Annotated in this window: 12 protein-coding genes; 8 read left to right on the top strand and 4 right to left on the bottom strand. The window is 72.1% G+C overall.

Features of this window, described 5'->3' with window-relative positions:
- Positions 1–103: 103 nt before the first annotated feature.
- From ACIOC0_RS38120 to ACIOC0_RS38130, 3 genes are all read left to right on the top strand, one after another.
- Positions 104–1489, top strand: coding sequence for a class II fumarate hydratase (locus ACIOC0_RS38120; protein ID WP_402161318.1), 1386 nt, complete (start codon positions 104–106; stop codon positions 1487–1489).
- A gap of 72 nt (positions 1490–1561) precedes the next feature.
- Positions 1562–2254, top strand: a complete 693-nt coding sequence (locus tag ACIOC0_RS38125) for a DUF402 domain-containing protein (RefSeq protein WP_402161320.1) — start codon at positions 1562–1564, stop codon at positions 2252–2254.
- A 337-nt stretch (positions 2255–2591) separates the two neighbouring features.
- Complete coding sequence (locus ACIOC0_RS38130; protein WP_402161323.1) at positions 2592–4793, top strand: SpoIIE family protein phosphatase; 2202 nt, start codon at positions 2592–2594, stop codon at positions 4791–4793.
- Between the two features lie 64 nt (positions 4794–4857).
- On the opposite strand, the gene ACIOC0_RS38135 is transcribed toward ACIOC0_RS38130, so the two are convergent.
- Positions 4858–7305, bottom strand: a complete 2448-nt coding sequence (locus ACIOC0_RS38135) for a transglycosylase domain-containing protein (protein WP_402161325.1) — start codon at positions 7303–7305, stop codon at positions 4858–4860.
- Between the two features lie 258 nt (positions 7306–7563).
- On the opposite strand from ACIOC0_RS38135, the gene ACIOC0_RS38140 reads away from it, so the two are divergent.
- The 5 genes from ACIOC0_RS38140 (at position 7564) to ACIOC0_RS38160 (ending at position 12448) form a co-directional block, all read left to right on the top strand.
- Complete coding sequence (locus tag ACIOC0_RS38140; RefSeq protein ID WP_402161327.1) at positions 7564–8529, top strand: SPFH domain-containing protein; 966 nt, start codon at positions 7564–7566, stop codon at positions 8527–8529.
- The gene (locus ACIOC0_RS38145; protein WP_402161329.1) at positions 8526–8783 is read left to right on the top strand and encodes a hypothetical protein; all 258 of its coding nucleotides are present in this window, start codon (positions 8526–8528) and stop codon (positions 8781–8783) included. Before ACIOC0_RS38140 ends, ACIOC0_RS38145 begins: the two co-directional genes overlap by 4 nt.
- Before the next feature lie 139 nt (positions 8784–8922).
- A complete protein-coding gene (locus tag ACIOC0_RS38150) occupies positions 8923–9447 on the top strand; it encodes a PadR family transcriptional regulator (protein ID WP_402161332.1) in 525 nt (174 codons plus the stop codon).
- A complete protein-coding gene (locus ACIOC0_RS38155; protein WP_402161335.1) occupies positions 9444–10133 on the top strand; it encodes an ABC transporter ATP-binding protein in 690 nt (229 codons plus the stop codon). The genes ACIOC0_RS38150 and ACIOC0_RS38155 overlap by 4 nt, the downstream gene beginning before the upstream one ends.
- The gene (locus ACIOC0_RS38160; RefSeq protein ID WP_402161336.1) at positions 10130–12448 is read left to right on the top strand and encodes an ABC transporter permease; all 2319 of its coding nucleotides are present in this window, start codon (positions 10130–10132) and stop codon (positions 12446–12448) included. The genes ACIOC0_RS38155 and ACIOC0_RS38160 overlap by 4 nt, the downstream gene beginning before the upstream one ends.
- A 61-nt stretch (positions 12449–12509) precedes the next feature.
- On the opposite strand, the gene ACIOC0_RS38165 is transcribed toward ACIOC0_RS38160, so the two are convergent.
- The 3 genes from ACIOC0_RS38165 to ACIOC0_RS38175 all read right to left on the bottom strand — a co-directional run bounded on the left by ACIOC0_RS38165 (position 12510) and on the right by ACIOC0_RS38175 (position 14334).
- Positions 12510–12938 carry a hypothetical protein gene (locus tag ACIOC0_RS38165; protein ID WP_352246760.1) on the bottom strand — a complete coding sequence of 143 codons (429 nt, stop codon included), beginning with the start codon at positions 12936–12938 and terminating at the stop codon, positions 12510–12512.
- A 4-nt stretch (positions 12939–12942) separates the two neighbouring features.
- The gene (locus tag ACIOC0_RS38170) at positions 12943–13365 is read right to left on the bottom strand and encodes a roadblock/LC7 domain-containing protein (protein ID WP_402161339.1); all 423 of its coding nucleotides are present in this window, start codon (positions 13363–13365) and stop codon (positions 12943–12945) included.
- Between the two features lie 66 nt (positions 13366–13431).
- Complete coding sequence (locus ACIOC0_RS38175; protein WP_402161342.1) at positions 13432–14334, bottom strand: MarR family transcriptional regulator; 903 nt, start codon at positions 14332–14334, stop codon at positions 13432–13434.
- Positions 14335–14482: the final 148 nt, after the last annotated feature.

The raw sequence follows: 14482 nt of genomic DNA on the forward strand, positions 1-14482 counted from the left end.
GCAGGCTTCGCCGAGGCGTGGGGCACAGGATGCGCGCGGGGCCGTCCCGGGACGTTCACCGGGCGGCAGGAACATCACCGGCGTTCCGATCGCTGTACAGGGCATGAGCGACTACCGCATCGAACACGACTCCATGGGCGAGGTCCGCGTCCCCGCGCACGCGAAGTGGCGGGCGCAGACGCAGCGCGCGGTGGAGAACTTCCCCATCTCCGGGCAGCGCATCGAGCGCGCGCACATCGAGGCGCTCGCCCGGATCAAGCAGGCGGCGGCCAAGGTCAACGCCGAGCTGGGGGTCCTGGACAAGGACGTCGCGCAGGCGGTCCAGGACGCGGCCGGGGAGGTCGCCGCGGGCGACTGGGACGAGCACTTCCCCGTCGACGTGTTCCAGACCGGCTCGGGCACCTCGTCCAACATGAACGCCAACGAGGTGATCGCGACCCTGGCGAGCGAGCGGCTGGGCCGGGACGTGCACCCCAACGACCACGTCAACGCCTCGCAGTCCTCCAACGACGTGTTCCCGTCGTCGATCCACATCGCCGCGACCGCCGCCGTCACCCGGGACCTGATCCCCGCCCTGGAGCACCTCGCCGAGGCCCTCGGCCGCAAGGCGGAGGAGTTCGCCGACGTGGTGAAGTCGGGGCGCACGCATCTGATGGACGCCACCCCGGTGACGCTGGGGCAGGAGTTCGGCGGGTACGCCGCGCAGGTGCGCTACGGAGTGGAGCGGCTGCGGGCCTCCCTCCCCCGGCTGGCCGAGCTGCCGCTGGGCGGCACCGCCGTCGGCACCGGCATCAACACGCCGCCGGGCTTCTCCGCGGCCGTGATCGAGGAGGTCGCCCGGGTCACCGGACTGCCGCTGACGGAGGCCCGCGACCACTTCGAGGCGCAGGGTGCGCGGGACGGCATCGTCGAGACGAGCGGGCAGCTGAGGACCGTCGCGGTGGGCCTGACGAAGATCGCCAACGATCTGCGCTGGATGGCGTCCGGGCCGATGACCGGGCTGGCGGAGATCAGCCTCCCCGACCTCCAGCCCGGTTCCTCGATCATGCCGGGCAAGGTGAACCCGGTGATCCCGGAGGCGGTGCTGATGGTCGCGGCGCAGGTCGTCGGCAACGACGCCACCGTCGCCACCGCGGGGGCGGCCGGCAACTTCGAGCTCAACGTGATGCTCCCGGTGATCGCCAAGAACGTCCTGGAGTCGGTGCGGCTGCTGGCCAACGCCTCGCGGCTGCTCGCCGACCGGACCGTGGACGGCATCGTCGCGCACCGCGAACGCGCCCGTGAGTACGCGGAGTCCTCGCCGTCCGTGGTGACCCCGCTCAACAAGTACATCGGGTACGAGGAGGCCGCGAAGGTCGCCAAGAAGGCGCTGGCGGAGCGGAAGACGATCCGGGAGGCGGTGCTCGACGGCGGCTACGTGGAGCGGGGCGACCTGACGCTCCAGCAGCTCGACGAGGCGCTGGATGTCCTGCGGATGACGCGCCCGTGACCTTTCGCCGCTGACGGGCGAACCGTGACAGGAACCGCAGCGTCGGGTGCCCGGGGCACCTAATATCTGTCCATGGCAGACGGCGGAGCGGTGAGAAGCGTGGGAACGGGCGGTGCGGCGGTCCACTGGGAGCCCGGGGACCAGATCCTGTGGCGTTACCGGGAGAACGGCGGCGCGCGCATCCACATCGCCCGTCCCGTCACGGTGGTGCGCGACGACGCTGAGCTGCTCGCCGTGTGGATGGCGCCCGGCACCCAGTGCGTGAAGCCGGTGCTCGCGGACGGCACCCCGCTGCACCGGGAGCCGCTGGCCACCCGCTACACGAAGCCGCGCGGTGTGGTGCGCGACCGCTGGTTCGGCACCGGGGTGCTGAAGCTGGCCCGGCCCGGCGCGCCGTGGTCGGTGTGGCTGTTCTGGGAGCCGGGCTGGAAGTTCAAGAACTGGTACGTCAACCTCGAGGAGCCGCTGGCCCGTTGGGAGGGCGGGGTGGACTCCGAGGACCACTTCCTGGACATCTGCGTCTACCCGGACCGCAGTTGGGGCTGGTGCGACGAGGACGAGTTCGCGCAGGCGCAGGCTGACGGCTTGATGCACGCTCAGGTGGCCGAGCGGGTGCGGGAGGCGGGCCGCTCGGCGGTGGCGGAGATCTCCGCGTGGACGTCCCCGTTCGCGGACGGCTGGCAGCACTGGCGCCCCGATCCGTCCTGGGCCGTACCGTTGCTGCCGGAGGACTGGGACCGCACGCCCGCGCATCTGTCCACATGAGACCCTTGATGTGCCCCCGGGCAGCAAACGTAGGATCGTCCTCCGCAAGGATGCGCAACAGCAACTCCCGGAGCACGTGCCGGGTCTGACCGAACGTCACCGAGGGGCGGCAGGACGTGAGCGAGGGGTACGAGGGCGGCACCGGCGGGGCGGACGGTACGTCCGGAACACGCCCCGGGAGAGGCCCCGGGGGCCGCGCACGGTCCACCGGTGGCACGGGAACAGCCTCTGACCACGCGGGAAATCCGTTCCGGGGACACGTATTCCGGGTATCGGGATTTCTGCGGGACCGACTGCGTGCGCGGCACGCAGCCCCGGACGGACGGATTCGACGCGCGTGACGGAGCAGCCCACCTCGTTCGAACGCCCCCAGGGCGTGGAACCCACGGAGTCCCGTGGGGCGCTCCCCCGTACCCCGGCGCACGCGCCGGAGGACGCCACCGGATCGGCCTCCGCGGCGCCGGGCGACACAGCGCCGTGCGGGCCGGGTGGCCCGGCCGGTCCGGCGGTCCGGGGAGGCAAGGGGAGCAAAGGGAGCAAAGCGATCAGGGGGAGCAAGGGCATCATGGGGCAAGATCCGGCCGGTTCCGAGCCCGAGCACTCCCAGCCGGCGACCGCCGAGACGGACACCCACCGGCCGCGCCCCGCGCCCGAGTCCATCCCGGTCCAGCCCGGCGCCCGGGCCGACCCGCGGACCGACCGGGGAGCCGAGCGCGCCGCGGACATGGGTTACGACCGGGTGCTGGAGCAGGCGGCCGACGGCCGGGAGCGCCGCACCGGGCAGATCCCGGCGCCCGGCCGGCCCACGCCGATGCGGCGGGACGGGGACCGGCTGCGCTTCGTGGGCGCCGCGACCCGGCGGATCGCCCGCGGTCTGGACCTGGACGAGATCGTGATGGGGCTGTGCCGGGCGACCGTGCCGACGTTCTCCGACGCGATCCTCGTCTATCTGCGCGACCCGCTGCCGGTCGGTGACGAGCGGACGGTCGCGGACCGGGTGGTGCTGCGGCTGCGGCGCACCGACCGCATCCCGGAGGATCGGGACACCGAGAGCGGCTTCGCGGCCCTGGCGGCGCCGCCGGAGGCGCCGGAGCTGTCCGAACTGTCGGCGGCGATCGCCGAGCTGTGCGAGGTACGGCCCGGCGGGGCGCTCGCGGAGGTGCTGCGCGGGGTGCGCCCGGTGTTCGCGGACGCCCCGGCCGCTCTCGCCGCGCTGCCCGAACTCCTGGGCGAACAAAGCCAGTTGGAGGTGCCCGACCAGCAGCGGGCGATCCTCGCCCCGTTGCGCGGGCGGCGCCGGGTGATCGGCGCGGCGGTGTTCATTCGCCGGCCGGACCGGATGCCGTTCGAGAACGACGACCTGCTGGTCGCCGCCCAGCTCGCCACGCACAGCGCCCTCGGCATCGACAAGGCCGTGCTGTACGACCGTGAGGCGTACATCGCGGACGAGCTCCAGCGCACGATGCTCCCGGAGACCCTGCCGCGCCCCACCGGCGTACGGCTGGCGTCCCGCTATCTGCCGGCCGCGGAGACCGCGCGGGTCGGCGGCGACTGGTACGACGCGATCCCGCTGCCGGGCAGCCGGGTGGCGCTGGTGGTGGGCGACGTCATGGGGCACTCCATGACCAGCGCGGCCATCATGGGCCAGCTGCGCACGACCGCGCAGACCCTGGCCGGGCTCGACCTGCCGCCGCAGGAGGTGCTGCACCACCTCGACGAGCAGGCCCAGCGCCTGGGCACCGACCGCATGGCGACCTGCCTGTACGCGGTGTACGACCCGGTCTCGCACCGCATCACCATCGCCAACGCCGGCCATCCGCCGCCCGTCCTGCTGCATCTGGGCGGCCGGGCCGAGGTGCTGCGGGTGCCGCCGGGCGCGCCGATCGGCGTGGGCGGCGTCGACTTCGAGGCGGTGCAGCTGGACGCGCCCGCCGGGGCGACGCTGCTGCTGTACACCGACGGCCTGGTGGAGTCCCGGCTGCGGGACGTGGCGACCGGCATAGAGCAGCTGCGGGAGAAGCTCGCGGCGACCGCGCAGCTCACCGGGCCGGATCACCCGCCGCCGCTGGAGGCGCTGTGCGACGAGGTGCTCGACATGCTCGGCCCGGGCGACCGGGACGACGACATCGCGCTGCTCGCCGCCCGGTTCGACGGGATCGCGCCGAGCGACGTGGCGTACTGGTACCTGGAACCGGAGGACGCCGCTCCGGGGCAGGCGCGCCGGCTGGCCCGGCGGGCGCTGTCCCGCTGGGGGCTGGAGGAGCTGACCGACTCGGTCGAGCTGCTGGTGAGCGAGGTGGTCACCAACGCGGTGCGTTACGCCACGCGGCCGGTGACACTGCGGCTGCTGCGGACGGACGTGCTGCGCTGCGAGGTGGGCGACGACGTGCCGCAGCTGCCGCGGCTGCGGCAGGCGCGGGCCACGGACGAGGGCGGCCGCGGGCTGTACCTGGTGAACCGGCTGGCCCGCCGATGGGGCGCCACCCGGCTGAGCACCGGCAAGGTGGTCTGGTTCGAGCTGAACAAGGGCGGTCAGTGACCGGACGACGACGGCGGAGGGCGCCCGGTGGTGATCACCGGGCGCCCTCCGCCGTTCCCGCCGCCTACTGTCCCGTCCCGCTCCCCAGCTGCGGGTCGAGCGGGTTGGCGGGGTCCTCCGTGGTGGGCGGCTCCTCGGTGGTCGGCGACTCCGACGGCTCCTCGGTGGTCGGGGACTCCGACGGCTCCTGAGTGGTCGGCGACTGGGAGGGCGAGGGGCTCTTGGGCGGCGCGCTGCTCGTGGGCGGCTCGCTGCTCGGTTCCTGCGACGGCTCGTCGGACTGCGACGGCGACGAGCTGGGCGAGGGGGGCTGCTGGACGGCGGCGCCCTGGTCGGTCTCCAGGTCGAACTTGCTGACCTTGGTGGAGACGCCGAAGGTGTACCCGGCCCAGATCTCGGCCGGGAAGGTGCCGCCGTTGACGCGGCCGTCGTCGCCCTTCAGGCCGTTGGTCGCGCCGGTCAGCGGGACCTGGGCGTGCGGGGGCTTGGCGGACTCGCCGAACAGGCCGACCGAGGTGACCAGGTCGGGGGTGTAACCGGTGAACCAGGCCGACCTGTTGAAGTCGGAGGTGCCCGTCTTGCCGGCGACCTTCTGGCCCTTGCGCAGCGGGTTGTCGCGCACGGACAGCTTGGCCGTGCCGTCGTCGACCACGCCGGTGAGGACGGAGGTGACCGAGTCGGCGGCCTTGCGGTCGATGACCTGCTCGCCGACGCCGTCGGCCGGCTGCACCGAGTGGGCGCTGTTCTGTGCCGACTTGATGAGGGTCGGGGTGACCTTCCTGCCGTGGTTGTCGAGGGTGGCGTAGACGCCTGCCATCTGCAGGGGGCTCGCGCCCATGGTGCCGAGCGTCTGGGCGGGCACCGCCTTCAGGTCCTTGGTGTTCATGCCGAGGTCGCTCGCGGTCTTGAGCACCTCGTCCATGCCGACGTCGACGCCCATCTGCGCGAAGACGGAGTTGATGGACTTGTTCATCGCGGTCTGCACGGTGACGTCGCCGTAGTCGCGTTCGTCCTCGTTCTCGGGGGCGAAGCCGATGTCACTGCCCTTGACGGGGCGCTTGCTGGTGCCGTCGTAGATGGTGTTCGCGGTGATCCGGTCGCCTTCCTGGGTCTTGGCGCCCTTGTCCAGGGCGGCGGCCAGGATCACCGGCTTGAAGGTGGAGGCGGGCTGGTAGTCGGCGCGGGTGGCGTTGTTGACGTAGTGCTTGACGTAGTCCACGCCGCCGTACATCGCCACGACCGCGCCCGTCTTCGGGTCCACCGAGGCGGCGCCGGCCTGGACGTCGGCGTCGACCGAGCGCTTCTTCGGGTCCAGCTTGTCGGTGAGCTGCTCCTTGACGGAGGCTTCCAGCGCCTTCTGCTTCTTCTTGTCGATGTTGAGCGTGATGTTCCAGCCGCCGGCGTTGACCATCGCCTCGGCTTCCTTGGCGTTCGCCGCGACGCCCTGGGCGACGAGCTGCTTCTCCAGCTCGCCGTTGGCGGCGTCGACCAGGTAGCCGACCTGGCCCTGCATGCCGGGCGCGGCCTTCGGTTCCTTCGGGACCGGGAACTTCATGCCGGCGCGCTCGGACTGCCCCAGCCACTTCTCCTCGACCATGTTGTTCAGGACGTAGTTCCAGCGCTGCTGGACCAGCCGCTTGCCGGTGGGGGTGGCGGAGCTCCAGTCGTACTGGCTGGGGGCCTGGAGCAGCGCGGCGAGGTAGGCGCCCTGCGCGACGGTGAGCTTGTCGGCGTCGACGCGGTAGTAGGCCTGGGCGGCGGCCTGGATGCCGTAGGCGCCGCGGCCGTAGTAGCTGGTGTTGATGTAGCCGGCCAGGATGTACTCCTTGGACTCCTCCTGGTCCAGCTTCAGGGAGATGACCAGCTCCTTCAGCTTGCGCGTGACGGTCTGTTCCTGGGTCAGGTAGTAGTTCTTGACGTACTGCTGGGTGATCGTCGAGCCGCCCTGCGCGCCCTTGCCCATGAGGGTGTTGAGGACACCGCGGGCGGTGCCGCGCAGGTCGACGCCGGCGTCGTCGTAGAAGGACTTGTTCTCGGCGGCGACGAAGGTGCGCTGGACGGCCTTGGGCACGTCGGCGAGGTCGACGTTCTCGCGGTTGAGCTTGCCGTCGCGGGCGAGGAGCGTGCCGTCGCTGAACTTGTAGACGTTGCTCTGCAGTTGTGCCTCGGCGTTGGCGGTGTCCGGGATCGGCGTGGTCACGTAGAGCACGATGAACGCGCCGATGGTGAGCAGGGACACGCCGAGGAACGTGCCGAGCACCTTCTTCCACGTGAACATGCGGCGTATGAGGCCGCGGTCGGCCTTGCCGGCGTTGGCGCCCTTCTTGGCCCCCCGGCGGGCGGCGGCGCGGCCGCCCGCGGAGGCGGTGGCTGTGGCCGCGGGCGGCGTCTCCTCGGCCGGGGACGCCGGCCTGCTGTGCGTGGGCGGCGCCTCCGCCCGTGACGAACGATTTTTGGGCGCCGCGCGGCGGCCACCGCGCTGGCGCGCTCGTCTGTCGTCCGCTCGTCCCATGAGTCCGCTCGCTCCGCTTCCTACTCGGCTGTCACACCCGTGCCCGGAGGCAGTCAGCTCAGAAAGCTAACACCGCTCTCTATGACAAAGGGCCCTCGATCCGGCCCCGGCCGGGGGTGAGAATCAGCACCCCGTCCGCTGGAACCGGCCCCCGTTCCAAGGGATTCGACGTGCGAAAGGGGTTCAGGGTTGCCATCCCGAGGTAAAGTGATATCACTTAGCTAGACAGAAGCTGAGTTCGAGAAACGGGGGACCCCCATGACCGCGCACGACCCGTCCACGACAGACCCGTCGGCTGTCCGCCCGTCGGACACCGTCGACGCGCCCGCGATGCCCGCCCCGCGCGTGCACGAGTTCCCGGCGCGCAGCGTCGGCGGCGGGCTGGCCCTGCTCACCGGCCTGCTGGGGCTGCTGGTCGGCGTCGCGCTGATCCTGGCCGGTGCGGCCATGACCGTGACCGCCGCCAAGGCCGGTCTGATCGTCGGCGGCATCGCGGTGGCGCTGGCCTCCTTCATAGCGATGTGCGGGCTGAACATGGTCGCGCCGGGCGAGGCCCGGGTGGTGCAGCTCTTCGGCCGCTACCGGGGGACGATCCGCGAGGACGGACTGCGCTGGGTGAACCCCTTCACCTCCCGCGAGAAGATCTCCACCCGGGTGCGCAACCACGAGACCTCGGTGCTGAAGGTCAACGACGCCTACGGCAACCCGATCGAGCTCGCCGCGGTCGTGGTGTGGAACGTGCAGGACACCGCCCAGGCCAGCTTCGAGGTGGACGACTTCCTGGAGTTCGTCGCCACCCAGACCGAGGCCGCCGTCCGGCACATCGCCATCGAGTACCCCTACGACGCCCATGACGAGAGCGAGCTCTCGCTGCGGGGCAACGCCGAGGAGATCACCGAGAAGCTCGCCGCCGAGCTCCACGCGCGCGTGGAGGCGGCCGGTGTGCGGATCATCGAGTCCCGCTTCACCCACCTCGCCTACGCCCCGGAGATCGCCTCCGCGATGCTCCAGCGGCAGCAGGCGGGCGCGGTGGTCGCGGCCCGGCGGGAGATCGTGGACGGCGCGGTCGGCATGGTGGAGGCGGCGCTCCAGCGGATCGCCGAGCAGGACATCGTGGAACTGGACGAGGAGCGCAAGGCGGCGATGGTGTCCAACCTGATGGTGGTGCTCTGCGGGGACCGGGCGCCCCAGCCCGTGCTCAACACCGGGACGCTCTACCAGTGACCCCGCCCGAAGAGGGGACGCCCCCTCGGCGTCGGCCGCAGCAGCGCAAGCAGGTGCTGCTGCGGCTGGACCCGCTGGTGTACGAGGCTCTGGCCCGGTGGGCCGGGGACGAACTGCGGTCCGCCAACGCGCAGATCGAGTTCCTGCTGCGCCGCGCCCTCGCCGAGGCCGGGAGGCTGCCGCGCGACACCGGGCCGATCCCGCGCCGCGGACGGCCGCCCGGGTGCCCGCCCCCCGGTCCTCCACCGACCTGAACGGCCCGGGGCGCACCACGCGGCGGCGCTGTAGCGAAACGGTGACAACCCCTCCTCACCTGCGCACTCGCACACCGGGCCACCGCCTCCGCACACCGCGTATACATCGCGGGTATACACCGCATGTACAGTCCTGGCCATGTCCATCGGTCACACGCTCCTCGGACTCCTGGAGTCCGGGCCCCGCCACGGCTACGACCTGAAGCGGGCCTTCGACGAGAAGTTCGGTCACGACCGGCCGCTGCACTACGGCCAGGTCTACTCGACGATGTCCAGGCTGCTGAAGAACGGCCTCGTGGAGGTCGACGGCATCGAGGCGGGCGGCGGTCCCGAGCGCAAGCGCTACGCCATCACCGACGCCGGCGTCACCGACGTGCAGCGGTGGCTGGCGACCCCGGAGAAGCCGGAGGAGTACCTCCAGTCGACCCTCTACACCAAGGTCGTTCTGGCCCTGCTCACCCGGCGCGACGCCACCGAGATCCTCGACGCCCAACGCTCCGAGCATCTGCGCAGCATGCGGATCCTCACCGACCGCAAACGCAAGGGCGACCTCGCCGACCAGCTGATCTGCGACCACGCCCTGTTCCACCTGGAAGCCGATCTGCGCTGGCTGGAGCTCACCGCCGCGCGCCTCGACAAGCTCCGAGAGGCGGTGACCGCGTGAAAGCTCCCGCGGGCTCCCTGCTGGCCGCACACGACCTGCGCAAGGCGTACGGGCCGACCCTGGCGCTGGACGGCGCCGAGTTCTCCATCCACCCCGGCGAGGTCGTCGCAGTGATGGGCCCCTCCGGGTCCGGCAAGTCCACCCTGCTGCACTGCCTCGCCGGCATCGTCACGCCCGACTCGGGCTCGATCCTCTACGACGGGCAGGAGCTGGCGACGATGAACGACGCCCGGCGCAGCGCCCTCAGGCGCTCGGAGTTCGGGTTCGTGTTCCAGTTCGGCCAGCTGGTGCCGGAGCTGACCTGCGTGGAGAACGTGGCGCTGCCGCTCAGGCTGAACGGCACCCCCCGCAAGCAGGCCGAGCGCGGTGCGCTGGCCTGGATGGAGCGGCTGGAGGTCGAAGACCTCGCCAGGAAGCGGCCCGGCGAGGTGTCCGGCGGCCAGGGGCAGCGCGTCGCCGTGGCCCGTTCGCTGGTGACCGGCCCGCGGGTGGTGTTCGCCGACGAGCCGACCGGAGCGCTGGACTCCCTCAACGGCGAACGCGTGATGGAACTGCTCACCGAGGCGGCCCGGTCGACCAACGCCGCCGTGGTGCTGGTGACGCACGAGGCCCGGGTGGCGGCCTACTCCGACCGCGAGATCGTCGTGAGGGACGGGAAGTCGCGGGACATGGAGCGGGCGATATGAGACGTCGCCTGTGGGTGTCGGACCTGGGCATGGGGGCCAGGTTCGCCTTCGCCGGCGGGCGGGAGGGGTGGGCGCGGATGCTGCTCACCGCCGTCGGCGTGGGACTCGGAGTGGCGCTGCTGCTGCTCACCACCGCGATCCCCAACGCGCTTGCCGTACGGCAGGAGCGGGAGGAGGCGCGCACCGACGTCACGTTCAACAACCCGAAGATCCCGAGGTCGGACGCCACGCTGCTGGTCGCCGACGTCCCCACGACCTTCCGCGAGAAGGAGGTGCGCGGGCGCGAGGTGCAGCCGGAGGGGCCGCGGGCGCCGGTGCCGCCGGGGCTCTCGCGGCTGCCGGGTGTGGGCGAGATGGTGGTCTCCCCGGCGCTGAAGCGGCTGCTGGAGTCGGACGACGGGAAGCTGCTGCGGGAGCGGCTGCCGGACCGGATCGTCGGCACCATCGGCGAGTCGGGGCTGATCGGCTCGCAGGAGTTCGCGTACTTCCGGGGTGTGGACCACCTCGTGATCACCGAGGAGACTTACCGGATCGCCCGCATCGACCGGTTCGGCGACCCGGATCCGACCCCGCAGAGCATGGACCCCATCCTGGTCCTGCTGACCCTCGTGGTGTTCCTGGTGCTGCTGATGCCGGTGGCCGTGTTCATCGCCACTGCCGTGCGGTTCGGCGGCGAGCGCCGCGACCGGCGGCTCGCCGCCCTGCGGCTGGTGGGCTCCGACAGCGGGATGACCCGGCGGATGGCCGCGGGCGAGGCGATGGCCGGCGCCGTGGTGGGCCTCGTCTTCGGCACGGTGTTCTTCCTGATCGGACGTCAGGCCGCCGGGTCCGTGGAACTGCTCGACGTGAGCGTGTTCCCCAGCTATCTGGACCCCTCCCCCACGCTGGCCCTGCTGGTCGCGGTCGCGGTCCCGGCCGCCGCCGTGCTGGTCACGCTGTTCGCGCTGCGGGGCGTGGTGATCGAGCCGCTCGGCGTGGTGCGCACGGCGAAGCCGCCGCGCCGCCGACTGTGGTGGCGGCTGCTGGTGCCGCTGGCCGGGCTCGGGCTGCTCTACCCGATGATCGGAAAGGGCCGCGGCAACGGGGACTTCAACCAGTACCTGGTCTCCGGTGGCGTGCTGCTGCTGCTCGTCGGCGTGACCGCGCTGCTGCCGTGGATCGTGGAGGCGGTCGTCGCCCGGCTCGGCGCGGGCGGTCTCGCCTGGCAACTGGCCATCCGCAGGCTCCAGTTGAGCAGCGGGACGGCCGCCCGCATGGTGAACGGCATCGCGGTCGCGGTGGCGGGCGCCATCGCCCTGCAGATGCTGTTCGCCGGGGTGGAGGGCCAGTACACCGAGGAGACCGGGAACGACCTCTCCCGGGCGCAGATGCAGGTGTGGCTGCCGAAGGGGACGGCCCTGGCCGGGACGGCGGCCGCGTTCGACGCGACCGAAGGGGTGCGGAAGGTCCACGTCCTCGGTGAGGCCTACGTCAACGACCGGCGCAGGGACGCCGAGGAGCTCACCCAGCTCACCGTCGCCGACTGCGCCACCCTGCGCTCGGTGGCGTCGATCCCCTCCTGCCGCGACGGCGACTCCTTCCTCGTCGAGGGCGGCGACTACGGGGCCGCCACGCCCGAGGTGTCGAAGCCCGGCACGCGCCTCTGGTTCGACGACGGCCAGGACAGCCCGTACGGCTGGACGGTGCCCGCGGGCATCGAGCGGGTGCGTCCGGTCACCGACCCGACGGGGCAGATGCGCGGCGGCTTCCTGCTGACTCCCGCCGCGCTGCCCGCGGGATCCGAGCGTGCGGTGTCCGTGCAGGTCTACCTCTCGCTCGACGACAAGGTGGCCGACGCGGCCGAGTACGTGCGGAACACGACCGGGCGGATCAGCCCGGTCGGGGAGGCCTCGATGTGGACGGCCGAGGAGCGGTCGGAGACGTTCGACAAGATCCGTACCGGCCTCTTGGTCGGCGCCGCCTGTGTGCTGGCGCTGATCGGGGCGAGCCTGCTGGTGTCGCAGCTGGAGCAGTTGCGCGAACGGCGCAAGCTGCTGTCCTCGCTGGTCGCCTTCGGCACCCGGCGGCGCACGCTGAGCCTGTCGGTGCTGTGGCAGACGGCGATCCCGATCGGGCTGGGCCTGCTGCTGGCCTCGCTGGTGGGGATCACGCTGGGCACGGTGCTGCTGATGATGACGGACACGCCGGTGAGCGTGGACTGGGCGAGCGTGCTGTCCATGACCGGCATCGGCGCGGCCGTCGTACTGGCGGTGACGCTGCTCAGCCTGCCGCCGCTGGTGCGGCTGATGCGGCCGGAGGGCCTGCGCACGGAGTGAGCGCCGGCCCGTGGGCACCGGCGACGGCCCTTCCCCGCCCGGGGAGGGGCCGTCGCCCGTCTCAGAGGCTGTACTCCTTCACCACGCGCCGCACCTGGGCGAAGAGCATCCCCACGTTGACCGACTTGCGGCAGACGACCACCGCGACGACGTCCTGCTGCTCGTTCATCCTCACGAACAGGTGGGTGAGGTTCTCGCTGTTGACGAGGATCTCCTGGAAGAAGTGGTTGTCGCTGCTGCTCCCGCGGCGCTCCTTGAAGACGTCCTCGATCATCACCACCGTCCGCCCCTGGAACAGGTCGAGGGTCGCGCCCGCGAGCAGGTCGAGGACCTCCGGCGGGTGGTTGTCGACGGTCTCGTAGGACAGCAGCATGCCGGTCGACATGTCGACGACGCCCGAGGCGAGGCAGTCGGGTGCATCCGTGCGCAACGACTTGACCAGGCCCATCACCTGGTCGGAGAAACCGGGGGTCATACGCTTCGTCGCCATCCTTTCAGACTCCTTCGGCTGCCTTGTGGGGCTGCGCGAACGGGGTGGGCTCCGGGGCCCGGTCGGTGAGGATCAGGTCGATGCGGCGCAGGGCCGGCTGGGTCGCCCGGTGCAGGCGCTCCACGTCCATGCCCTCGTCGCCGAGGACGACCATGAGCGCGGTCTCGCCGACCGCGTAGAACGCGGCGCAGCCGTGGCTGCCGTAGGCCACCGTGCGGTCGAGGGAGCCGCGGGAGGTGGCCTCGGCGGTGCGGCGGGCGAGGCCGAGGCCGGCCGCGGCGAGGGCGGCGAGGCCGTCGGGGTCGATGGAGTCCGCGGTGTCGGCGGCGATGAGCAGGCCGTCTGCCGCCGCGACCGCGGTGTCGGTGATGCCGCTCACCTGCTCGCGCAGGCCGCGCATCTCCCGCGCGAGGGCTTGGTGGTCCATGGGTGGAACTCCCTTGTCTCTGTTCGCATATGACCGTCTGTCGTCTGTCGCGTACCTACGGGGGGCCTATTTCGTCGTCGGGTTGCGCAGCCGGAAGAACTCCTTCCAGCCCGTCCCGCCGCGTTCGTCGCCGATCGCCTCGGTGATGCCGCTGGCGCCGGGACGCCGGCGGGGCAGCGCGGCCGGTTCGGGAGGACGGGCCTGAGCGGGCGCGGGTACGGGCGGGGGCGGTGCGGGTTCTCGGGGGCGGACGGGCTGTCCGCCGGGCGGGAGCCGGACCGGGATCGGCGCGGGTGTGCGAGGGCACTCCAGGAGTCCCTCCCCGAGCATCCGGGCCACCTCCACGGTGACGGTGTACACCCCGCGCCCGGTGAGGAATGCCAGGTCACGGGAGGTGCGGCGGCCGTCGGCGTGCAGGAGCAGCTCCCGTTGCAGCGGGCCGAGCCGGGTGGCGTCGTACGACGGCAGGGCGGGCACGGGGCGTTCCCGCTCGGGGCGCACCGGACACGGGAGCGCGAGCAGCGCGTTGACCTTGCGTGCCGCGTCCTGGAGGAGCCGGGTGGGCGGTTCGCCGACGGCGATGGCGGCGGGCGGGCTGCCGTCGCCGGGGCCGCGCTCGCAGTCGTCGACGATGCCCGCGACGAGCGCGAACACGGCGTCCTGGAGGGCCATCACGCAGACGACGCGGAGCTGGGCGGCGCCGGCGCGGCCCTGGGCGATGAGCTGGGCGGCCGGCCAGCGCGATCCGCCGGACTCGCGGACCAGGTCGGCCCATTCCTCGCCGCCGATCCGGCCGGAGCGCAGCAGCAGGGCGTCCGGTCCCGGAGCGCCCGGCGACTCGACGGCGACGACCAGTCCGCCGCGCAGGTGGACCGTGCCGCCGGGTGAGCCGGACACCCGCACCTCGCCAGTGAAGCCGTCACGCCCGCACGCGGCCAGTTCGCGTGCCAGCAGCTCGTAGCCCGACATCACTCCCCTTGGCCTGTCGCACATACGCCTGACGCGTAGCACTGAGGAGGGAAGGTGTATCAGGGCGGGCGGATGTTCCAGTGGCGGATTCCCCAGCTGCCCCCAGGGTGAGAGAAGTTGCCCGTTCGGGTTCTCGCAGGGCGCTCAA

This window comes from Streptomyces sp. NPDC088254 (assembly GCF_044740925.1).
Classification (GTDB): domain Bacteria; phylum Actinomycetota; class Actinomycetes; order Streptomycetales; family Streptomycetaceae; genus Streptomyces.